Annotated in this window: 22 protein-coding genes; 15 read left to right on the top strand and 7 right to left on the bottom strand. The window is 62.3% G+C overall.

Annotation, left to right across the window (positions count from 1 at the left end; genetic code table 11):
- The first annotated feature begins 118 nt into the window (after positions 1–118).
- The gene (gene bipL / locus HU750_RS24590) at positions 119–1045 is read left to right on the top strand and encodes a phospholipase BipL (RefSeq protein WP_186682876.1); all 927 of its coding nucleotides are present in this window, start codon (positions 119–121) and stop codon (positions 1043–1045) included.
- Here bipL and HU750_RS24585 read toward each other — a convergent pair whose 3' ends face one another.
- The gene (locus HU750_RS24585) at positions 1046–1798 is read right to left on the bottom strand and encodes a DUF2059 domain-containing protein (RefSeq protein WP_027592279.1); all 753 of its coding nucleotides are present in this window, start codon (positions 1796–1798) and stop codon (positions 1046–1048) included.
- A gap of 113 nt (positions 1799–1911) precedes the next feature.
- On the opposite strand from HU750_RS24585, the gene HU750_RS24580 reads away from it, so the two are divergent.
- Both HU750_RS24580 and HU750_RS24575 read left to right on the top strand, forming a co-directional pair.
- Positions 1912–2544 carry a 2OG-Fe(II) oxygenase gene (locus HU750_RS24580; protein WP_027592280.1) on the top strand — a complete coding sequence of 211 codons (633 nt, stop codon included), beginning with the start codon at positions 1912–1914 and terminating at the stop codon, positions 2542–2544.
- Positions 2531–3034: a 2-thiouracil desulfurase family protein gene (locus HU750_RS24575; RefSeq protein ID WP_186682874.1), complete on the top strand. Its 504-nt coding sequence runs from the start codon at positions 2531–2533 to the stop codon at positions 3032–3034. The genes HU750_RS24580 and HU750_RS24575 overlap by 14 nt, the downstream gene beginning before the upstream one ends.
- Positions 3035–3157: 123 nt before the next feature.
- Here the strand turns inward: HU750_RS24575 and HU750_RS24570 are convergent, their stop codons facing one another.
- Positions 3158–3634, bottom strand: a complete 477-nt coding sequence (locus tag HU750_RS24570; protein WP_186682872.1) for a transporter substrate-binding domain-containing protein — start codon at positions 3632–3634, stop codon at positions 3158–3160.
- Between the two features lie 199 nt (positions 3635–3833).
- Here HU750_RS24570 and HU750_RS24565 point away from each other — a divergent pair, with 199 nt between their 5' ends.
- Positions 3834–4310 carry a DUF4399 domain-containing protein gene (locus HU750_RS24565; RefSeq protein ID WP_099455655.1) on the top strand — a complete coding sequence of 159 codons (477 nt, stop codon included), beginning with the start codon at positions 3834–3836 and terminating at the stop codon, positions 4308–4310.
- A gap of 56 nt (positions 4311–4366) precedes the next feature.
- Here HU750_RS24565 and serA read toward each other — a convergent pair whose 3' ends face one another.
- Complete coding sequence (serA, locus tag HU750_RS24560) at positions 4367–5596, bottom strand: phosphoglycerate dehydrogenase (protein ID WP_027592284.1); 1230 nt, start codon at positions 5594–5596, stop codon at positions 4367–4369.
- A gap of 171 nt (positions 5597–5767) precedes the next feature.
- Between serA and HU750_RS24555 the strand changes: the two genes are divergently transcribed.
- The 4 genes from HU750_RS24555 to HU750_RS24540 all read left to right on the top strand — a co-directional run bounded on the left by HU750_RS24555 (position 5768) and on the right by HU750_RS24540 (position 9927).
- The gene (locus HU750_RS24555) at positions 5768–7165 is read left to right on the top strand and encodes a D-2-hydroxyglutarate dehydrogenase (RefSeq protein ID WP_186682870.1); all 1398 of its coding nucleotides are present in this window, start codon (positions 5768–5770) and stop codon (positions 7163–7165) included.
- Positions 7166–7190: 25 nt separating this feature from the next.
- Positions 7191–7856, top strand: coding sequence for a fumarylacetoacetate hydrolase family protein (locus HU750_RS24550; RefSeq protein WP_099430720.1), 666 nt, complete (start codon positions 7191–7193; stop codon positions 7854–7856).
- A gap of 155 nt (positions 7857–8011) precedes the next feature.
- Positions 8012–8932, top strand: a complete 921-nt coding sequence (locus tag HU750_RS24545) for an SdiA-regulated domain-containing protein (RefSeq protein ID WP_027592287.1) — start codon at positions 8012–8014, stop codon at positions 8930–8932.
- A gap of 92 nt (positions 8933–9024) precedes the next feature.
- Positions 9025–9927, top strand: coding sequence for an SdiA-regulated domain-containing protein (locus HU750_RS24540; RefSeq protein ID WP_099455652.1), 903 nt, complete (start codon positions 9025–9027; stop codon positions 9925–9927).
- Positions 9928–10082: 155 nt separating this feature from the next.
- Here HU750_RS24540 and rpiA read toward each other — a convergent pair whose 3' ends face one another.
- Positions 10083–10757: a ribose-5-phosphate isomerase RpiA gene (gene rpiA / locus HU750_RS24535; RefSeq protein WP_027592289.1), complete on the bottom strand. Its 675-nt coding sequence runs from the start codon at positions 10755–10757 to the stop codon at positions 10083–10085.
- A 150-nt stretch (positions 10758–10907) separates the two neighbouring features.
- Here rpiA and ilvA point away from each other — a divergent pair, with 150 nt between their 5' ends.
- Both ilvA and HU750_RS24525 read left to right on the top strand, forming a co-directional pair.
- Entirely contained in the window at positions 10908–12422 is a 1515-nt protein-coding gene (ilvA, locus tag HU750_RS24530; protein ID WP_027592290.1) for a threonine ammonia-lyase, biosynthetic, read from the top strand.
- A 38-nt stretch (positions 12423–12460) separates the two neighbouring features.
- The gene (locus HU750_RS24525) at positions 12461–12886 is read left to right on the top strand and encodes a DUF2269 family protein (protein ID WP_186682869.1); all 426 of its coding nucleotides are present in this window, start codon (positions 12461–12463) and stop codon (positions 12884–12886) included.
- Between the two features lie 129 nt (positions 12887–13015).
- On the opposite strand, the gene HU750_RS24520 is transcribed toward HU750_RS24525, so the two are convergent.
- Positions 13016–13672 (bottom strand): histidinol-phosphatase, encoded by a 657-nt coding sequence (locus tag HU750_RS24520; RefSeq protein ID WP_027592292.1) that lies wholly within the window; start codon positions 13670–13672, stop codon positions 13016–13018.
- 141 nt (positions 13673–13813) lie between these two features.
- On the opposite strand from HU750_RS24520, the gene HU750_RS24515 reads away from it, so the two are divergent.
- Both HU750_RS24515 and ptsP read left to right on the top strand, forming a co-directional pair.
- Positions 13814–14293, top strand: a complete 480-nt coding sequence (locus tag HU750_RS24515; RefSeq protein ID WP_003249017.1) for an RNA pyrophosphohydrolase — start codon at positions 13814–13816, stop codon at positions 14291–14293.
- Positions 14294–14315: 22 nt separating this feature from the next.
- The gene (ptsP, locus tag HU750_RS24510; RefSeq protein ID WP_027592293.1) at positions 14316–16595 is read left to right on the top strand and encodes a phosphoenolpyruvate--protein phosphotransferase; all 2280 of its coding nucleotides are present in this window, start codon (positions 14316–14318) and stop codon (positions 16593–16595) included.
- A gap of 106 nt (positions 16596–16701) precedes the next feature.
- Here ptsP and HU750_RS24505 read toward each other — a convergent pair whose 3' ends face one another.
- Complete coding sequence (locus tag HU750_RS24505; RefSeq protein ID WP_186682867.1) at positions 16702–17448, bottom strand: NRDE family protein; 747 nt, start codon at positions 17446–17448, stop codon at positions 16702–16704.
- A 130-nt stretch (positions 17449–17578) separates the two neighbouring features.
- On the opposite strand from HU750_RS24505, the gene HU750_RS24500 reads away from it, so the two are divergent.
- The 3 genes from HU750_RS24500 to HU750_RS24490 are packed head-to-tail and all read left to right on the top strand — an operon-like array spanning position 17579 to position 20221.
- Complete coding sequence (locus HU750_RS24500; protein WP_027592295.1) at positions 17579–18361, top strand: sulfite exporter TauE/SafE family protein; 783 nt, start codon at positions 17579–17581, stop codon at positions 18359–18361.
- A 29-nt stretch (positions 18362–18390) separates the two neighbouring features.
- Positions 18391–19200, top strand: coding sequence for a prolipoprotein diacylglyceryl transferase (gene lgt, locus HU750_RS24495; protein WP_027592296.1), 810 nt, complete (start codon positions 18391–18393; stop codon positions 19198–19200).
- A gap of 49 nt (positions 19201–19249) precedes the next feature.
- Positions 19250–20221 carry a thymidylate synthase gene (locus HU750_RS24490; protein WP_186682856.1) on the top strand — a complete coding sequence of 324 codons (972 nt, stop codon included), beginning with the start codon at positions 19250–19252 and terminating at the stop codon, positions 20219–20221.
- 185 nt (positions 20222–20406) lie between these two features.
- Here the strand turns inward: HU750_RS24490 and cadR are convergent, their stop codons facing one another.
- The gene (gene cadR / locus HU750_RS24485; protein ID WP_099455646.1) at positions 20407–20850 is read right to left on the bottom strand and encodes a cadmium resistance transcriptional regulator CadR; all 444 of its coding nucleotides are present in this window, start codon (positions 20848–20850) and stop codon (positions 20407–20409) included.
- Positions 20851–20909: the final 59 nt, after the last annotated feature.

The raw sequence follows: 20909 nt of genomic DNA, 5'->3' as shown, positions 1-20909 counted from the left end.
ACAAGGCCGCTCCCACAATTTGATAGGTGTTGGTTGTTCGAGGGTGAGCAAGCTTGCCACGACGCCAGCTAGAGCTGAATATCACAGATCAATACTCGCTTCGCTCTGGATGTACCCGATGCCCGCCGCTTTGCTCCCCGACCTTCTGCGTGCCAGCCTTGCGCCCTTGACCGATCGCCAGCCGTTGTCGGCGCAGGGGCGCGATTACCAGCATTTTTATGGCCTGGACCTGCCCGTGCACAGTTGGCTGGGTGGTTTTCAAGCGGCCGGGTTCGCGTTGGTCGGGCAAGTCTGGCTGCCGCCGCAGCCGGTGGCCACGCTGTTCCTGCTGCATGGCTATTACGACCACATGGGCCTTTACCGGCATGTGATCGAGTGGGCACTGGGCCAGGGTTATACAGTGATCAGCTGTGACCTGCCCGGCCACGGCCTTTCCAGCGGTGAGCGGGCCAGCATCAGCGACTTTTCGCTGTATCAGCAGGTGCTCGATGCACTCTTCGAGCAAGCGCGCAGGCTGGGCCTGCCGCGGCCTTGGCATTTGTGCGGGCAAAGCACGGGCGGCGCCATCGTGGTCGACCACCTGTTGCACCGGGGCGAGCAAAGCCCGGCCGATGGGCAGGTGATCCTGCTCGCGCCGCTGGTACGGCCCTGCTCCTGGCGTTGGTCGAAGCTCAGCTATTGCGTGCTGCGCCATTTCGTCAACGGCATCGAACGGCGCTTCAGCGAAAACACCAACGACCCGGCCTTCCTAGCGTTTCTGGAGGCCGACCCCCTGCAACCGCGTCGTTTACCCACGGCCTGGGTTGGCGCACTGATCGCCTGGGTCAAGCGCATAGAAGCCGCGCCACGCAGCACGCGGCGGCCCCTGATCGTACAGGGTGAGGCGGACGGCACGGTGGACTGGCCCTACAACCTCGAGGTGCTCAAGGCCAAGTTCACTGAGCCGCAAATACTCATGCTGCCCGAGGCGCGGCACCACTTGGCCAATGAACTGCCCGGCATTCGCCAGCGCTACTTCACCTTCATCGACCAGCGCCTGGGCTGATCACTTGAGGTCGGCAGCACTCTGGCCGACCGCCAGCCCCGCGCGTACGGCAGCCAGTGCCGCCTGGTAATACGCCTTGCCCTCAGGTGATTCGGCGAAGTTGGCGAATTGTTCCAGCTCGGCGTCGGACAGGTCGCGGTACACGTACAGCAGCGTATTGTTGAGGTCCTCACCGATCTGGCCCATCAGGCGTTGGCGCTGGCCATCGAGCAGGCTCTGGGCCTGGCCGCCGCCGAACAGGCCGGGGATCATCGAACTGAGGCTGTCGGCGGCGACGCCGGCAATCGCCAGGCTGACCTCGGCACCGGCCTCGCGGGCGGGCAACGCCTGGGCCAAGTGGCCGATAAGCAACAGGCGGTCGTCACTGGCCTGGACCTTCGGCAGGCCTTTGGCGTTTTTGGCCAACTGGTCCTTGCGTGTGGCCTGCAGTTCGGCAGCCACCACCTTGCGGCCCAGCGGCGACTGGAAGAAGGCCAGCGCTGGCGCAGGGTTGCTCAGGGTTGCGCGCAGTTTCGCCTGGGCACGACGGTCCACGGCCTGGGCCTGGAAGCGCTGATTGCTGTTGTTGACCAGCGCTTGGTAGACGGCAGGCGGCAGGCTGTTGCGATAGCGTTCCTGGGCGGCACTCAGGGCATCGTTGAAGTGGGCGCGCTGGTCGGGCCAGCCGGCGGCCTTGTACAGTTGATCCAGGCTGTCTGCCCAGACAGGCATGGTGCAGATCATCAGCAGAATCAGGGAAAACAGACGGCGCATTCAGGACTCCTGTCGGCAGGCTGCCATTGTCCTTGGCCCGGCGTCGGTTTGTCGAGATATCAGCGCGCTTCTCGGCCAAGTGGCGCTGTGCGAGTGCAAGGCTAATGGATATGATGCGCGCCATGCACATCTCCCCTGAACACCCGATGCTTGCGGCCGTCGTTGACGATCTGGCCACCCATGGCTGGTCCCAGCAGGCGCTCTTTTTGCCTGGCGACCTGGTGCGCGCGCTGGCGGCCGAGTGCCGGCGCCGTGACGCCGAAGGCGAGCTCAACCCGGCAGGGGTTGGGCGCGGGGCTTCACAGGAGATCCGCGAGGCGATCCGCGGTGATCAGATCCAGTGGATCGACCCCGGCCAGGCCGCTGCCTGCGATCAGTACCTGGCGGCCATGGACCAGCTGCGCCTGGCCATCAACCAGGGGCTGTTCCTGGGCCTTGAAGATTTCGAATGCCATTTTGCCCTGTACCCGCCGGGCGCGTTCTATCGCCGCCATCTGGACCGCTTTCGTGACGATGACCGGCGCATGGTTTCGGCAGTGCTCTATTTGAACGAAGACTGGCAGCCACAGGATGGCGGCCAGCTGCGCATGTTCCTGGCGCAGGGTGTCGAGCACGATGTGCAGCCCGTGGCCGGATGCCTGGTGGTGTTCCTGTCGGGCGATGTGCCCCATGAGGTATTGCCGGCCGGGCGTGAGCGCCTGTCGTTGACTGGCTGGTTCCGGCGCCGTGGCAATGACCTGTTCTGAGTTGCCCAAGGTGCTGGTCAGCGCATGCCTGCTGGGGCAGCCGGTGCGCTATGACGGCCGTGCCAGTGGCCACCCGGGTGTGTTGCAAGCCTGGCAGGCGGCAGGGCGGGTAGTGCCCTTGTGCCCGGAAGTGGCCGGTGGCTTGCCTACACCGCGACCGCCTGCGGAGATACCAGGCGGGCAGGGCAGCGCGGTGCTCGATGGCCAGGCACAGGTGCTGACGGTGACGGGTGAGGACGTCAGCGACGCGTTTCTGGCCGGTGCTCAGCTGGCGTTGGCGCTGGTGCGCCGGCACGGGATTCGCGTCGCGGTGCTCAAGTCTGGCAGCCCTTCGTGTGGTAATCGCCTGACCTACGATGGCACCTTCAGCGGGGTGAAGGTGCCGGGGGAGGGCGTGACCACGGCGCTGCTGCGCCGGGAAGGGGTGCTGGTGTTCAGCGAGCTTGAGCTGGATGAAGCACAACAAGCGCTGGCTGGGCTTTCAACTTAATCCTGCCCCGGCCTCTTCGCGGGGCAAGCCCGCTCTCACAGGTACTGCACAGTTCTCAAGACCGGTGAAAAACCTGTGGGAGCGGGCTTGCCCCGCGAAGAGGCCGGGGCAGGCAATAAACATCTACTGGCCTGCAGCCGTCTCCTGGGTACCCTTGAACCACTTCTGCTCCAGCTCTGCCAGGCGCCCATCGTCCTTGATCCGTTGCAGGGCGTTGTTCACCGCGCTCTCGAACGCCGGGTTGTCTTTCTGGAACGGAATGACCTGTTTCTTCTCACCATAAGGCTGGCTCACGTCCAACTGATCACTGGTGTTCTGTTCATTCAAAGTGATGTCGTACTTGCCACTCTCCACGCCCGGCAGCACTTCTTCAGCTGGCGTTTCAATGAATTCAGCCCGCAGGTCCAGTTCCTTGGCCAGGATTTGCCCGAACTCGATCTCGAAACCCGTGAGGTGATCGTTTTCCTTGAATACATAGGGCGGTGTATCGGACTGCACGGCAATGCGCAGTTCGCCGCGGTCGTTGATTTCGTCTATCAGCTCGGCTTGGGCCAATGGACTGATCAGTACTGCAAGCAGTACGCCTAGGGTCGAACGCATGAATGCCCCTTTTTTATTCGGCAGATGAATTTCATTCGCCACGGCTTTCTTCCTCGTCGTGGTCGAGCGCAGCCTATGACCTTGAAGCCTTGGCGAGGTTTAACCCTAACTGAAATATTTCTCTTTGTGGGCTATGGTGAACTACCGCTGTCGCACGTTTTAACGGCAGTGGTCTTTAAGTGAATCACAGGAGAAGTGAATGAACAGCCTATTTTCGCGTGCTGCCGTAGCCGGTCTGCTGATGGGGGCCTCGGTGTTCGCCAGTGCCGCGGATGCCCTGAAGAGCCAGGAGCCGCCCAAGGATGCCAAGGTCGTCATCGTTTCCCCCGCCGATGGCGCAACGGTCGACAAGACCTTCACCGTCAAGTTCGGCATCGAGGGCATGGAGCTCAAGCCTGCGGGTGATCAGACCCCGCATAGCGGGCATCACCACCTGCTGGTGGACGTCGACAAAGAGCCGGTGGCTGACATGCCCCTGCCAACCAGCCTGATGCCTGAGAACAACGCGCCGCTGCCGGCCGGCCCGCAAGTGCTGCACTTCGGCAAGGCACAAACCGAGGCGACCATTACCCTGACCCCAGGCAAGCACACCTTGCAGTTGGTATTGGGCGACAAGTACCACGTGCCGTTCAAACCGAGCGTCGAATCGAAAAAGATCACCGTCGAGGTGAAGTAAGCACCCACGAAAAAGGGAGGCCACCAGGGCCTCCCTTTTTCATGCCGCCCTGAAACTTAGAACAGAACGCGGGAGCGGATAGTGCCCTTCACGTGCTGCAGTTTCTCTTGCGCCAAGTCCGAGTACTCGGCGTCAACGTCGATCACCACGTAACCCACTTTCTCGTTGGTCTGCAGGAACTGACCGGAGATGTTGATGCCGTTCTCGGCGAAGACTTTGTTGATCTCGCTGAGCACGCCAGGGATGTTTTCGTGGATGTGCAGCAGGCGGTGTTTGCCTGGGTGCGCCGGCAGGGCAACTTCCGGGAAGTTGACCGAAGACACCGAGGTACCGTTGTCACTGTACTTGACCAGCTTCTCGGCAACTTCCAGGCCGATGTTGGCCTGGGCCTCGGCGGTGGAACCACCGATGTGCGGGGTCAGGATGACGTTGTCCAGGCCGCGCAGCGGGCTTTCGAACTCTTCGTCGTTGGAGCGCGGCTCGACCGGGAACACGTCGATGGCGGCGCCGATCAGGTGCTTGTCCTTGATCGCGGCAGCCAGGTGATCCAGCTCGACCACGGTACCGCGGGCGGCGTTGATCAGGATCGAGCCCTTCTTCATCGCGCGGATTTCCTTCTCGCCGATCATCCACTGGGTGGATGGCAGCTCAGGCACATGCAGCGAGACGATGTCGGCCAAGCCCAGCAGCTCGTGCAGGCTGGCGACCTGGACGGCGTTGCCCAACGGCAGCTTGGTCAGCGGGTCGAAGAAGTACACCTGCATGCCTAGGTTTTCAGCCAGCACCGACAGTTGGGTGCCGATCGAGCCGTAGCCGACGATGCCCAGCTTCTTGCCGCGGATCTCGAAGGAGTTGGCCGCGCTCTTGATCCAGCCACCACGGTGGCACGAAGCGTTCTTCTCGGGGATGCCGCGCAGCAGCAGGATGGCCTCGGCCAGCACCAGTTCGGCGACCGAACGGGTGTTCGAGTACGGGGCGTTGAACACGGCGATACCGCGCTCGCGGGCCGCTTCCAGGTCGACCTGGTTGGTACCGATGCAGAAGCAGCCGACCGCAACCAGCTTCTTCGCGCAGTCGAAGATCTCTTCAGTCAGTTGCGTGCGCGAGCGGATGCCGATGAAGTGGGCATCGGCGATCTTTTCCTTCAGCTCGGCTTCCGGCAACGAACCAGTGAGGTATTCGATGTTGGTGTAGCCGGCAGCCTTGAGGGTATCGACCGCGTTCTGGTGCACACCTTCAAGAAGAAGGAACCGGATCTTGCTCTTGTCGAGAGAAGTCTTGCTCATCTGCGTAAACCTGTATCCCGGAGAAAAAATGGCGAGGGGTGATGCTAGGCGCGGCGTCGGCCTTAGCATGAACAGCGGGAGGGCTATGCTAGCATACGCGACACAATCTGAGCTTATCCCGACAGGTGAAGAGTGCTCAGGGTGACTATGAATAAGTCGAGAGTTCCAGCGATGACCCACCCCGCTGTTATTGATGAACTGATGACCCTTGTCGACCCTGGCAAGGTCCTGACTGACGCCGTTTCCCTCGAAGCCTACGGCAAGGACTGGACCAAGCATTACCCGCCAGCGCCCACGGCCATCGTGTTCCCCAAGAGCATCGCGCAGGTGCAGGCCATCGTTGCCTGGGCCAACCGCCATCAGGTCGCGCTGGTGCCGTCCGGTGGGCGTACCGGGCTGTCGGGCGGTGCCGTGGCGGCCAATGGCGAGGTTGTGGTCGCGTTCGACTACATGAACCAGATTCTCGATTTCAACGCGTTCGACCGTACGGTGGTGTGCCAGCCGGGGGTGATTACCCGGCAATTGCAGGCGTACGCCGAGGAGCAAGGCCTGTATTACCCGGTGGACTTCGCCTCCAGCGGCTCCAGCCAGATTGGCGGCAACATCGGCACCAACGCCGGCGGCATCAAGGTGATTCGCTACGGCATGACCCGCAACTGGGTTGCCGGGCTGAAAGTGGTTACCGGTAAGGGCGAGCTGCTGGAGCTGAACAAAGACCTGATCAAGAACGCCACCGGCTACGATCTGCGCCAGCTGTTCATTGGTGCCGAGGGCACGCTGGGCTTTGTGGTCGAAGCGACCATGCGCTTGGACCGCGCCCCGCGCAACCTCACCGCGATGGTGCTGGGCACGCCGGATTTCGACTCGATCATGCCGGTGCTGCATGCCTTCCAGGCCAAGCTCGACCTGACGGCCTTCGAGTTCTTTTCCGACAAGGGCCTGGCCAAGATCATGGGCCGTGGCGATGTGCCGGCGCCTTTCGTGACCGATTGCCCGTTCTATGCCCTGCTGGAGTTCGAAGCCAGCACCGAAGAGGTCGCCAACGAAGCCTTGGCCACCTTCGAGCACTGTGTCGAGCAGGGCTGGGTGCTGGACGGGGTGATGAGCCAGAGCGAAACCCAGCTGAAAAACCTGTGGAAGCTGCGTGAGTACCTGTCCGAAACCATCTCCCACTGGACCCCGTACAAAAACGACATTTCTGTCACCGTCTCCAAGGTGCCGGCGTTTTTGCGCGACATCGATGCCATCGTCGGCGAGCATTACCCGGACTACGAGGTGGTCTGGTACGGCCATATCGGCGATGGCAACCTGCACCTGAACATCCTCAAGCCCGACACCATGAGCAAAGATGACTTCTTTGCCTCCTGCGCCAAGGTCAACAAGTGGGTGTTCGAAATCGTCCAGCGCTACAACGGCTCGATCTCGGCCGAGCATGGCGTGGGCATGACCAAGCGTGACTACCTCGGCTACAGCCGCTCGGCCGAAGAAATCGCCTGCATGAAGGCAATAAAGGCCGTCTTCGACCCTAACGGCATCATGAATCCGGGTAAGATCTTCGCTCCTGAATAATAAGCAGTATGCAGAGGAGTCGGCCATGAGTTACCAGCACCAGTACGTAGACGGCACGCGCATCCACTTCCCATTGGGCAAGGTGGTGTGCATCGGCCGTAACTATGCCGAGCATGCCAAGGAACTGGACAACCCGATCCCCAGCGAGCCGTTGCTGTTCATCAAGCCGGGCAGTTGCGTGGTGCCGCTGGAAGGTGGTTTCAAGATCCCGACCGACCGTGGCGTTGTGCATTACGAGGCCGAGATTGCTGTGCTGCTGGGCAAGCCGTTGTCCACCAAGCCAACCGAAGAAGAGGTGCTGGACGCCATCTCCGGTTACGCCCCGGCGCTCGACCTGACCCTGCGCGACGTGCAGGCCAAGCTCAAGGAAAAGGGCCTGCCTTGGGAGCTGTGCAAGAGCTTTGATGGCGCCTGCGTGCTGCCGCCGTTCGTTTCGGCGGCCAGTTTCGAGGATGTGACCGACATCCCGGTGCGCCTGACCCTCAACGGCCAAGTGGTGCAGGACGGCAACAGCGCGTTGATGCTCAACCCGATCGTGCCGATGATCCAGTACATGGCGGCGCATTTCTCGTTGCAGGCGGGCGATGTGATCTTGACCGGTACCCCGGCGGGCGTAGGGCCGTTCAATGTGGGTGATGAGCTGGTGATTGAGTTGCCGGGTGTGAGCCGCTTCGAAAGCCGGGTGCTCTGAGGTAAAACCCTCCCACAGGGTCTGCACAAGACTTGAACATTGTGAAATGCCTGTGGGAGCGGGCTTGCCCGCGAAGAGGCCGGCACTATTTACCGATTTTTCACACCTTATCTGGATAATGCGCGGACCTACGCCCATTTTCCCAGGATCCACGTATGCCATCTCGCTCCAGCGCCCCGGCAACTCCCAAGCGTCGCTTTTACCTGCGCTGGCCGTTCGGCCTGGCAGTTGCAGCGGTGATCGGCTATGGCGTATCCGTGGCCATGCACTGGGATGACCGCGGGGCACTGTGGGTGAAGGAAAGCTTTGAAAGCACCGCCGAGCAAAGCGAGAGCGTCTGGCTGCCGGCCTATCAGGCCGATATCGACGCCAAACCGCTGCCCGGCATGGACGATGACGAAGCCTCGGACGTGGCCTTCAACCCGCAAACCCGCACCTTGTTCGCCGTCATGGGCAAGAACCCGTTCCTGGTCGAGCTCAGCCTGGACGGTAACGTGCTGCGCCAGATTCCATTAAAGGGCTGGAACAACCCGGAAGGGCTGGCGGTGATGGAGGACGGGCACCTGGCGATCGTCGACGAACGGCTGCACGACCTGACTGTGGTCAAGGTGGATGCGCACACCACGTCGCTTAACCATGACGACTTCCCGAGCTACGACCTGGGCAAGTCGGTGAAGAGCAACAAGGGCTTCGAGGCCGTGGCCTGGGACCCGATGCGTCAACGCCTGGTGATCGGCGAAGAGCGCCCGCCCAAGCTGTACACCTGGAGCACCGATGGCCGTAGCCCGCTGAAGGGCGACAAGCAGTTGCTGCCCAATGATGAGCTCGACCTGCGCAACCTGTCGGCCCTCGGCGTCGACCCGCGCACCGGGCACCTGTTGGCATTGTCGGCGGACTCCAACATGCTGTTGGAGCTGGATGAGCAGGGCCAGCAAGTCAGCTTCATGACCTTGCTGGGCGGTTTCAATGGCCTTGAGCGCACCATCCCACGTGCCGAAGGCGTGGCCATGGATGACCAGGGCAACCTGTACATGGTCAGCGAGCCGGCGCTTTTCTATCGTTTCAAGAAAAACTGACAGCAACATCAGATTTGTCGGATGCTGGCATTAAGCTTTGATTCAGTTGTTCATGGTTAGATTCGCCACCCTTACGTCGAGTCTGCCCCCAAATGCGTCGCTATCTTCGCCTGTCACTGATTCCGGCCTTGATTGGCCTCCTCTTGCTCGGCTGGGCCGGGCAGGAGTTTCGCCTGTTCGAGCGCGGCTGGTTCAACCTCAAGACGTGGTGGCAGCCAGCCGAGCAGGGCATTGGCCTGGACCGTTATCGGGTGGTGGTCGAGGCGCAGCCTGTCGAGGGGCTGGACGATGACATTTCCGCGCTGACCTACGACCCAGACCGCAAGACCCTGTTCACCGTGACCAATGCACGTTCGGAGCTGATCGAGCTGTCGCTGGACGGGCGCATCCTGCGGCGCGTGCCACTGACCGGCTTTGGCGACCCGGAGGCAGTGGAATACGTGGGCCCCAATAGCTATGTGATCACCGACGAGCGCCAGCAACGGCTGATACGCGTGCGCCTGGACGATGACACGCTGTTCCTCGATGCTGGCGATGCCGAGCAGTTGACCCTGGGCATTGGCCTGAACGGCAACAAGGGGTTCGAGGGGCTGGCGTACGACTCGGCCGGCAAGCGCCTGTTCGTGGCCAAGGAGCGCGACCCGATGCTGATCTACGAGGTGCATGGCTTCCCGCATGACAACCCCGAGCAGCCTTATGCCGTGCATGTGGTGCAGGACCGCAAGCGTGACTCGCGTTTGTTTGTGCGGGACCTGTCGAGTTTGCAGTTCGACGAGCGCAGCGGCCATTTGTTGGCGCTGTCGGATGAATCGCGGCTAGTGCTGGAACTGGATGTGAAGGGCAAGCCGCTCAGTACCTTGTCGCTGCGCAAGGGGTACCAGGGGTTGAAGGCGACGGTGCCGCAGGCGGAAGGAATTGCGATGGATGAGGCGGGGACCATTTACCTGGTCAGTGAGCCGAACCTGTTTTACGTGTTCAAACAGCCGGCAGATTAAATGCGGCCCTGCGCGATCCGGGTAGGAGCAGCCTTGTGCTGCGAAGAGGCCGGCAACAGCAGCAGAGATTCACTGTGTAGCCACTGGCCTCTTCGCAGCACAAGGCTGCTCCTACCTGGATCGCGCAGGGCTAGAACAACGCTTATAGGCCTGGGTTACTCGGCCTTGAGGGTTTTCACACCTTCAGCGGTCCCGAGCAGCAGCAAGTCCGCCGGGCGTGCCGCGAACAGGCCATTGGTCACCACGCCGACGATCGCATTGATCTGCGCCTCGAGCTCGACCGGGTTGGTGATCTGCAGGTTGTACACGTCCAGGATCACGTTACCGTTGTCGGTCAGCACACCCTCGCGGTACACCGGGTCACCGCCCAGCTTGACCAGCTGGCGTGCCACGTGGCTGCGGGCCATCGGGATCACTTCGACGGGCAGCGGGAAGGCGCCCAGCACCGGTACCAGCTTGCTCGCATCGGCGATGCAGATGAAGGTCTTGGCCACGGCCGCGACGATTTTCTCGCGGGTCAGGGCCGCGCCACCGCCCTTGATCAGGTTCAGGTGCGCGTCGCTCTCGTCGGCGCCGTCCACATAGAACTCCAGCTCGCTGACGCTGTTCAGCTCGTAGACCGGGATGCCATGACCCTTCAGACGCTGGGCGGTGGCCTCGGAGCTGGCGACTGCGCCATCGAAGGCGGTCTTGTGCTGAGCCAGGGCGTCGATGAAGAAGTTGGCGGTCGAACCGGTACCGACGCCGACGACGCTCTTTTCATCCAGCTTGGGCAGAATGAAGTCGACAGCGGCCTGGGCGACGGCCTGTTTGAGTTGGTCCTGGGTCATGCGGGCTCCGAGAGGGGCGGGGAGGGTTTCAAAGGGGGCTGGGTTTCAAAGGGGCTTAGTATAGCGGCTTGCGCGGCTTTGCTGTGGTCGCCCGACGTAGCGCTGGGTTAGACTCGCAGCCCTTGTCCCGCGGCCAGTGATGCTTTCCCGATGCTCGAACAGTACGTCAAGAAGATCCTCACCTCGCGCGTCTATGACGTCGCCGTCGAAACGCCGCTGCAGAGCGCCGGGCAGCTGAGCAAACGCCTCGGCAACCAGATCTTGCTCAAGCGCGAAGACCTGCAGCCGGTGTTCTCGTTCAAGATTCGCGGGGCGTACAACAAGCTGGCGCAACTGACACCAGAAGAGCTGGCCCGCGGTGTGGTCACCGCCTCGGCCGGCAACCATGCCCAGGGCCTGGCGCTGGCGGCGCGTGAGCTGGGGATCAAGGCAACCATCGTGATGCCCAAGACCACCCCGGAGATCAAGATCGAAGGCGTGCGTTCGCGGGGCGGCAAGGTGGTATTGCACGGCGACACCTTCCCCGAGGCGCTGGCCTATTCGCTCAAGCTGGTCGATGAGAAGGGCTTCGTCTATATCCACCCCTACGACGACCCGCACACCATCGCCGGGCAAGGCACGGTAGCCATGGAGATCCTGCGTCAGCACCCGGGCCGGCTGGACGCGATCTTCGTGCCGGTCGGCGGCGGCGGCCTGATCGCCGGCATCGCGGCCTACGTGAAGTACCTGCGCCCGGAAATCAAAGTGATCGGCGTCGAGCCGGACGACTCCAACTGCCTGCAGGCCGCCATGGCCGCGGGGGAGCGCGTGGTGTTGCCACAGGTCGGGCTGTTCGCCGACGGCGTGGCGGTGGCGCAGATTGGCCAGCACACCTTCGACATCTGCCGCCTGCATGTGGATGAGGTAATCACTGTCAGTACTGACGAGATCTGTGCAGCCATCAAGGATATCTACGACGATACCCGCTCGATCACCGAACCTGCTGGCGCGCTGGGGGTTGCCGGCATCAAGAAGTATGTCGAGCTGTATGGCGTGACCGGCCAGACCCTGGTTGCCATCGATTCAGGCGCCAACGTCAACTTCGACCGCCTGCGCCATGTGGCCGAGCGTGCCGAGCTGGGTGAAAAACGCGAAGCCATCATCGCCGTTACCATCCCCGAGCGCCCGGGCAGCTTCAAGGCGTTCTGCGAGGCGATCGGCAAGCGCCAGATCACCGAATTCAACTACCGCAAGCACACCTCCGACGAGGCGCACATCTTCGTCGGCGTGCAGACCCACCCAGAGAACGACCCGCGTGCGGTGTTGGTGCAGCAACTGACCGAGCAGGGCTTCCCGGTTACCGACCTGACCGACAACGAACTGGCCAAGCTGCACATTCGTCACATGGTGGGTGGCCATTCGGCCGGCGCCAGTGATGAGATCGTGCTGCGCTTCGAGTTCCCCGAGCGGCCGGGTGCGTTGTTCAACTTCCTCAACAAGCTGGGCGGGCGCTGGAATATCTCGATGTTCCACTACCGCAACCACGGCGCTGCCGACGGGCGCGTGGTGGCGGGCTTGCAGGTACCGGAAGACGAACGCCACCTGGTGCCAGCGGCGCTGGCCAAGATCGGTTACCCGTACTGGGACGAGACCGATAACCCCGCTTACCGGTTGTTTTTGGGTTGAGCGACTAAGCTTGGCTCATCGCGCATGGATATGAAGACATGGAACACCTGACGATGCTCAAGGCCTTGCACATCACCGCCACTGCGCTGCTGCTTCTGGGCGCGCTGGGCTTGGTGATCTGGACAATTCGCGCCCGCCGGCTGGGCGATGCCGAGGCCTACGGCAAATTGCTGCGCCGGCCGCTGGTGTTCGTCTGGTTGGTCATGGGCGTGTGCCTGGTGAGCATGCCGGTCACCGGCTGGTGGCTGGTGCACCTGGTCGGCTGGCCACTGGGGCAGACCTGGGTGCTGGCGTCCAGCATCATCTATACGCTGGGTGCGTTTGCCGTGTGGTGGCTGCTGGTGCGCTTGAACCGGCTGCGCAAGGCGCAGGTGGTGGGGCTGCGGTTTACCTTGGCGTTGGCGGTGTTCAGCGGGGTTTGCTTCTTGTCCATTGCCGGCCTGATGGGTGCCAAGCCAGTCTGACGGCCTTGTGCTGTCCATGCCGGCCTCTTCGCGGGGCAAGCCCGCTCCCACAGAATTATCACATCCCTCAGGCTTGTGGTGGCCCTGTGGGAGCGGGCTTGCCCCGCGAAGAGGCCGGAACAGGAATACTCAATCCCTCAGCGAAATCACCGGCCACCCACGCTGCTCGGCTTCCGCCCGCAAGTTCGGATCCGGGTCCACCGCCACCGCATGCGTCACCTGTTGCAGCAACGGCAGGTCATTCATCGAATCGCTGTAGAAATAGCTGTCTTCAAGGTCGTAGCCGTTTTCCAGCATCCAGCGCTGCAACCTCGTCACTTTCCCTTCACGGAAACACGCTATATCGGTACTACGCCCGGTGTAGCGGCCATCTTCGGTCTCGCATTCGGTCGCCAGCAGGGTACGCACGCCCAAACGGCGGGCGATTGGCGCGGTCACGAAACGGTTGGTGGCGGTGATGATCACCAGTTTGTCGCCCGCCTCGCGGTGCTGCTGCAGCAACGCCAGGGCCTTAGGCAGGATGATCGGCTCGATGCAGTCCCGCATGAAATCGCGGTGCCACGCGTCGAGCTGGGCCATAGGCGTTGCCGCCAGAATCTCCATGGAAAAGGCCAGGTAGGCCTGCAAGTCCAGGGTGCCGTTCAGGTAGTGCTGGTAGAAGGCATCGTTGCGTTGTTTGTAGGCGACCGGGTCGAGGATGCCGCGCTCGCACAGATAGTCACCCCAGGCATGGTCGCTGTCGCCACCGAGGAGGGTATTGTCCAGGTCGAATAAAGCCAGGCGCATCGCGTTCACTCGCATCAGCTACAAGGTAGGCCCGCAGAATACGGAGTTTTCACCTCGCTGCACATAAGCTTGGCGGGCGCGTTGCTGCGCTCGCAGGCTTTGTGGAACAATGCGGTGACATGCGTTTGCGAGGTTGCTGCCGTGATCGACCCGGATGGTTTTCGCCCCAATGTCGGGATCATTCTCACGAATGATGCCGGGCAGGTGCTATGGGCTCGACGGATCAACCAGGATGCCTGGCAATTTCCCCAGGGTGGCATCAACCCTGACGAGACGCCGGAAGATGCCCTGTACCGCGAGCTGAACGAAGAAGTTGGCCTTGAACGCGACGATGTGGAAATTCTTGCCTGCACGCGTGGCTGGTTGCGTTATCGTTTACCCCAGCGTCTGGTGCGTACGCACAGCCAGCCGCTGTGCATTGGCCAGAAGCAGAAGTGGTTCCTGCTGCGTCTGGTAAGCAACGAACAAAGGGTGCGGATGGACCTGACGGGCAAGCCGGAGTTCGACGGCTGGCGCTGGGTCAGCTATTGGTACCCGCTGGGCCAGGTTGTGACATTCAAGCGCGAGGTCTACCGTCGCGCCCTGAAAGAGCTAGCACCGCGTCTTCTGACGCGCGACTGACGACGGAGTTCGACCCCGAGCCATGCTCAATACGCTGCGCAAGATCGTCCAGGAAGTGAACTCCGCCAAAGATCTCAAGACGGCGTTGGGGATCATTGTCTTGCGCGTCAAGGAGGCCATGGGCAGCCAGGTCTGCTCCGTCTACCTGCTTGACCCGGAAACCAACCGCTTCGTGCTGATGGCCACCGAGGGCCTGAACAAGCGTTCGATCGGCAAGGTCAGCATGGCCCCCAACGAGGGCCTGGTCGGCCTGGTCGGTACCCGGGAAGAGCCGCTGAACCTGGAAAACGCCGCCGATCACCCGCGTTATCGCTACTTCGCCGAAACCGGTGAAGAAAAATTCGCCTCCTTCCTGGGTGCGCCGATCATTCACCACCGTCGGGTGGTCGGGGTGCTGGTCATTCAGCAGAAGGAACGCCGCCAGTTCGATGAGGGCGAAGAAGCCTTCCTGGTCACCATGAGTGCCCAGCTGGCCGGGGTTATCGCGCATGCCGAGGCGACCGGCTCGATCCGTGGCCTTGGCCGCCAGGGCAAGGGTATCCAGGAGGCTCGCTTCGTCGGCGTGCCGGGCTCGCCAGGCGCCGCCGTTGGCCGCGCAGTGGTGATGTTGCCGCCGGCCGACCTCGAAGTGGTGCCGGACAAGACTGTCGAAGACATCGACGCCGAACTCAAACTGTTCCAGAACGCCCTTGAAGGCGTGCGCGCCGACATGCGCAAGCTGTCGGCCAAGCTGGCCACCCAGCTGCGGCCCGAAGAGCGCGCGTTGTTCGACGTGTACCTGATGATGCTCGAAGACGCCGCCCTGGGCGGCGAGGTGACCGAGGTCATCAAGACCGGCCAGTGGGCCCAGGGCGCTTTGCGCCAAGTGGTCGGCGAGCATGTCAACCGCTTCGAGCTGATGGACGATGACTACCTGCGTGAGCGCGCTTCGGACGTCAAGGACCTTGGCCGCCGGCTGCTCGCCTACCTGCAGGAGGCTCGCTCGCAATCGCTGGTGTACGCCGACAATACCATCCTGGTCAGCGAAGAACTGACGCCAGCGATGCTGGGCGAAGTGCCGGAGGGCAAGCTGGTCGGCCTGGTGTCGGTATTGGGTTCGGGCAACTCACACGTCGCTATACTGGCCCGCGCCATGGGTATTCCGACGGTGATGGGCCTGGTCGACCTGCCGTATTCCAAGGTCGATGGCATCGAGCTGATCGTCGACGGCTACAAGGGCGAGGTGTTCACCAACCCCAGCGACGTGTTGCGCAAGCAGTACAGCGAAGTGGTCGAGGAGGAGCGCCAGCTGGCGCAAGGCCTGGATGCGCTGCGCGAGCTGCCCTGCGTCACCCCGGATGGCCACCGCATGCCGCTGTGGGTCAACACCGGCCTGCTGGCCGACGTCGCCCGTGCCCAGCAGCGTGGCGCCGAAGGGGTAGGCCTGTACCGCACCGAAGTGCCGTTCATGATCAACCAGCGCTTCCCCAGCGAGAAAGAGCAGCTGGCGATCTACCGCGAACAGCTGGCGGCCTTCCACCCGCTGCCCGTGACCATGCGTACCCTGGATATCGGCGGGGACAAGGCGCTGTCGTACTTCCCGATCAAGGAAGAAAACCCCTTCCTGGGTTGGCGCGGCATTCGCGTTACCCTCGACCACCCGGAAATCTTCCTGGTCCAGACCCGCGCCATGCTCAAGGCCAGCGAAGGCTTGAATAACCTGCGCATCCTGCTGCCGATGATTTCTGGCATTCACGAGCTGGAAGAGGCACTGCACCTGATCCACCGCGCGTGGGGCGAGGTGCGTGACGAAGGCACCGATGTGCCGATGCCGCCGGTTGGCGTGATGGTCGAGATCCCTGCGGCGGTGTACCAGACCAAGGAGCTGGCGCGGCAGGTGGACTTCCTGTCGGTCGGTTCCAACGACCTGACCCAGTACCTGCTGGCGGTCGACCGCAACAACCCACGGGTCGCCGACCTGTACGATTACCTGCACCCGGCCGTGCTGCAAGCCTTGAACACGGTGGTGCGCGATGCCCATGGCGAGGGCAAGCCGGTGAGTATTTGCGGCGAGATGGCCGGTGACCCGGCGGCAGCGGTGCTGTTGATGGCGATGGGCTTCGACAGTTTGTCGATGAACGCCACCAACCTGCCCAAGGTGAAGTGGATGCTGCGCCAGATCAACATGAGCAAGGCCAAGGAGCTGCTGACCGAAGCCATGAGCCATGACAACCCGCAGGTTATCCACAGCTCGCTGCAATTGGCGCTGAAGAACCTAGGGTTGGCGCGGATGATCGGGCCTGGGGCGAACAAGACCCTGTGATACCTGTACTGGCCTCTTCGCAGCACAAGGCTGCTCCTACAAGGTAACGCGATCCCCTGTAGGAGCAGCCTTGTGCTGCGAAGGGCTGCAAAGCAGCCCCTGGCCCTCAAGCCATAATCTCAACTTCCCCCAAATGCCCCCCAAACGGCCCGAAACTGCGCTCAACCAGCCGTCTTCTCCCCTGATCATCCACGATCAGCACAGTACTCGCCCGCGTCCCATAATTCTGGCTGGCAATAAACACACTTGACAACAGCTTCTCGGTCGCCAACCCCACGCCCGTTTCTGGCAACTCACTCTCGGCTGCCGGCTCACCATCTGCCAGCAACGACAGCAAGCGCTGCGGGTCTGCTGACTCAAGCGACCCCTCCAGCCCGCTACGCGCCTTGACCAGCTTCGGCCAAGGCGTATCCAACCCAGCATTGGATAACCCATAGACCCCAGGCCCCAGCAACCGCGGCGCGGCGTCTCGGGCGTGCAGAAAGCCTAATTGCGCCCCATCGCCCACCAGCAAGTTGAACCCCGAATACTGGCGGCTGCGGCTGGCGACTTGGTCAAGATAGGCTTCCACGCCAAGCTCACCCTGCAGAAACCCCGCCACCAACTCCCCGCGCGAGCGCACGCCCAAGGCTTGCCCAGGGTCGCGAATGTTGGTTAGCGCGGCAAAGCGCCCCTGCGGCCCCACGCCCAGCCAGGTACCGCCAGCCTCCAGGTCACGCCCGGCATAGACGCCAGGGGCATCCTCCCAGGCGGTCAGGGCCTGCGTGGGTCGGGCATAGAACTCGTCGCGGTTGGCCGCCACGATCAGCGGCAGGGCATGCCCCGGCCGCCAGGCGAATACGATCAGGCACATCGGTTGGGCCTCTGTGTTTTTTGCCACTCTACCCACTGCGGCGGTGCTGATCCATCCTGTCACGAAGTTCACTAGAGCCTCAGGGCCGGCTTCCGTTACCATGCCGGATTGATTTTCTCAGGGGCAACGAATGGAGTTCGTACTCTATCTGCTGTTAGGTGCATGTGCCGGCGTGCTGGCCGGGCTGTTCGGCGTGGGCGGTGGCATCATCATCGTGCCGGTGCTGGTGTTCAGCTTCACCTTGCAGGGCTTCGACCCCTCGGTATTGACCCACCTGGCTGTCGGCACGTCGTTGGCAACCATCATCTTCACCTCGATCAACGCGGTGCTCGAACACCATCGCCGGGGTGCGGTGCAGTGGCCGATCTTCGCCTGGATGACCCTGGGCATCCTGATTGGCGCTGGTATCGGCGCCAAGACCGCCTCGTTGATCCAGGGCCCGCTGCTGCAGAAGATCATCGGTGTGTTCGCCCTGATCATCGCCGCGCAAATGGCCCTGGACCTCAAGCCCAAGGCCAGCCGTGGCATCCCTGGCAAGCCCGCGTTGACCGCAGCAGGTGGGGTGATTGGCTGGGCTTCGGCGATTTTCGGTATTGGTGGCGGCTCGCTGACCGTGCCGTTCCTGACCTGGCGCAGCCTGCCCATGCAGCAGGCGGTGGCAACGTCCTCGGCCTGTGGCCTACCCATTGCCGTGGCCAGTGCCCTGAGCTTCATGTGGCTTGGCTGGCACGAAGAACACTTGCCGGCCCACAGCCTGGGCTACGTGTACTTGCCTGCGCTGGTCGGCATTGCCGTGACCAGCATGTTTTTCGCCCGCTTCGGCGCGCGCCTGGCGCACAAACTGTCGCCACGCCTGCTCAAGCGTCTGTTCGCCGCGCTGCTGTTCTGCGTCGGCCTCAGCTTTTTGATTTAGCTCGCTGATTTGAAACTAGAGGAATATCCATGCTGCCTTACCCGCAGATAGACCCCGTGGCCGTGGCCCTCGGGCCGCTGAAAATCCACTGGTACGGCCTGATGTACCTGGTCGGCATCGGCGGCGCCTGGCTGCTCGCCTCGCGTCGCCTGAACCGCTTCGACCCCACCTGGTCCCGTGAAAAGCTGTCCGACCTGGTGTTCTGGCTATCGATGGGGGTGATCGTCGGGGGCCGCTTGGGTTACGTGCTGTTTTACGACCTGCACGCCTACCTGGCCAACCCGACGCTGATTTTCGAGGTGTGGAAGGGCGGCATGTCGTTCCACGGCGGCTTCATCGGCGTGATGTTGGCGGCGGTATGGTTCGGCAAGCGCAACAACAAGTCGTTCTTCGAGCTGATGGACTTCGTCGCGCCAATGGTGCCGATCGGCCTGGGTGCCGGGCGTATCGGCAACTTCATCAATGCCGAGCTGTGGGGCAAGGCGACCGACGTGCCGTGGGCGATGGTGTTCCCACCGTTCAGCGACCCCGCCCAGCTGCCGCGCCACCCCTCGCAGCTGTATCAGTTCGCCCTGGAAGGCGTGGCGCTGTTCCTGATCCTGTGGCTGTACTCGCGCAAGCCACGCCCGACCATGGCGGTATCCGGCATGTTCGCGCTGTTCTACGGGATCTTCCGCTTCATCGTCGAGTTCGTCCGCGTGCCGGATGCCCAGTTGGGCTACATTGCCTGGGGTTGGCTGACCATGGGTCAGATACTCTGCATCCCGATGATTCTGGCCGGCCTCGGATTGATCTGGTGGGCTTATAATCGCAAACCTACGGCGAAACCCGCCATCTGACTCCCAACGGCAGGGGTGATCCCTCTGCCGTTCTTGCTACAGGTAAGCCATGAAACAGTATCTGGACCTGGTCCGTGACGTCATCGAAAACGGCACCCTTCAGGAAAACCGTACCGGCATCCGCACCATCAGCCTGCCGGGCGCCATGCTGCGTTTCGACCTGCAGAAGGGCTTTCCGGCCATCACCACGCGCAAGCTGGCCTTCAAGTCGGCCATCGGCGAGATGGTCGGTTTTCTGCGGGGCGTGAAAAACGCGGGTGAATTCCGTGAGCTGGGCTGCAAGGTCTGGGACCAGAACGCCAACGAAAACGCCCAATGGTTGGCCAACCCGTTCCGCCAGGGGCATGACGACCTGGGCGAGATCTACGGCGTTCAGTGGCGCCAATGGCCGGGCTACAAACGCATCCCGCTGAGCAACCCGGCGGCCATTGAGATGGCCGAGAAACAGGGTTTCCGCAAGATTGCCCAGGACGAGGAAGACGGCCAGGCCTTTGTCATCCTGTACAAGGCCATCGACCAGGTGCGCCAGTGCCTGGACACCATCGTCAATGACCCGGGCAGCCGGCGCATCCTGTTCCATGGCTGGAACTGCGCCCAGCTGGATGAAATGGCCCTGCCGCCGTGCCACCTGCTGTACCAGTTCCACCCGAATGCCGAGACTCGGGAAATTTCCCTGACCCTGTACATTCGCTCCAACGACTTGGGCTTGGGCACGCCGTTCAACCTCACCGAGGGCGCGGCCTTGCTGTCGCTGTTCGGCCGCCTGACCGGCTACACCCCGCGCTGGTTCACGTATTTCATTGGCGATGCCCATGTGTACGAAAACCACCTGGACATGCTCAACGAGCAGCTCAAGCGCGAACCGCTCGAGGCGCCGAAGCTGGTGATCAGCGATCGCGTGCCGGCGTTTGCCGACACCGGCAAGTATGAGCCGGAGTGGCTGGAGAAGATCGAGCCGAGTGATTTCAGCCTGGAAGGGTATGAGCATCATGCGCCGATGACGGCGCCGATGGCGGTGTGATCCTTAAGATTGCTGGGGCTGCTTTGCAGCCCATCGCCGGCAAGCCAGCTCCCACCCGAACTGTGTAGCCTCCAATTCTAGCGCCGCACCTGTGGGAGCTGGCTTGCCAGCGATGAGGCCAAACAAGTTGCTCCCACAGGGTTCGGCGTTGCTGTGGCTGGAGTAGGCGCAGCAACCCACCAAGTTCAATGTCCGTGGCTTCGTCCTACATGCGAATGCTCACCTTCTGGCACCGATACCGCCCCGTTCACCTCCAGTTGCTGCAAGATCGCGCATTCACTCCCCGGCGCGCTGCACCTCTGTCGCAGCTCCACCAGCTGCTCCTGCAACGCCACCAAACCATCGATACGCGCCTGTACATGGACGATATGCTCGTCGATCAACGCATTGACGCTGCCGCACGACCCTTCGGGGCTGTCGCGCAGGCGTAGCAGGCTGCGGATTTCGTCCAGGGTCATGTCCAAGGTCCGGCAGTTGCGGATGAAGGTCAGCCGCTCGACGTGGGCCTGGGTGTAGAGCCGGTAGTTGCCGTCGCTGCGCGCCGGCTCCGGCAACAGTTGCTCGCGCTCGTAATAGCGGATGGTCTCCACGGCGCAATCGGTGGCTTTTGCCAGTTCTCCAATCTTCATCGCGAAATCTCCAGCGGATGGCTTGACCCTATAGTGGCTACAGGGTGTTCACTTGGCAA

Origin of the sequence: Pseudomonas sp. SWRI50, from assembly GCF_014269095.1 — a bacterium.
GTDB classification, from domain to species: Bacteria; Pseudomonadota; Gammaproteobacteria; order Pseudomonadales; family Pseudomonadaceae; genus Aquipseudomonas; species Aquipseudomonas kermanshahensis.
Note: the sequence above shows the minus strand (reverse complement) of the source record. Positions and strands in the feature narration are given on the sequence as shown.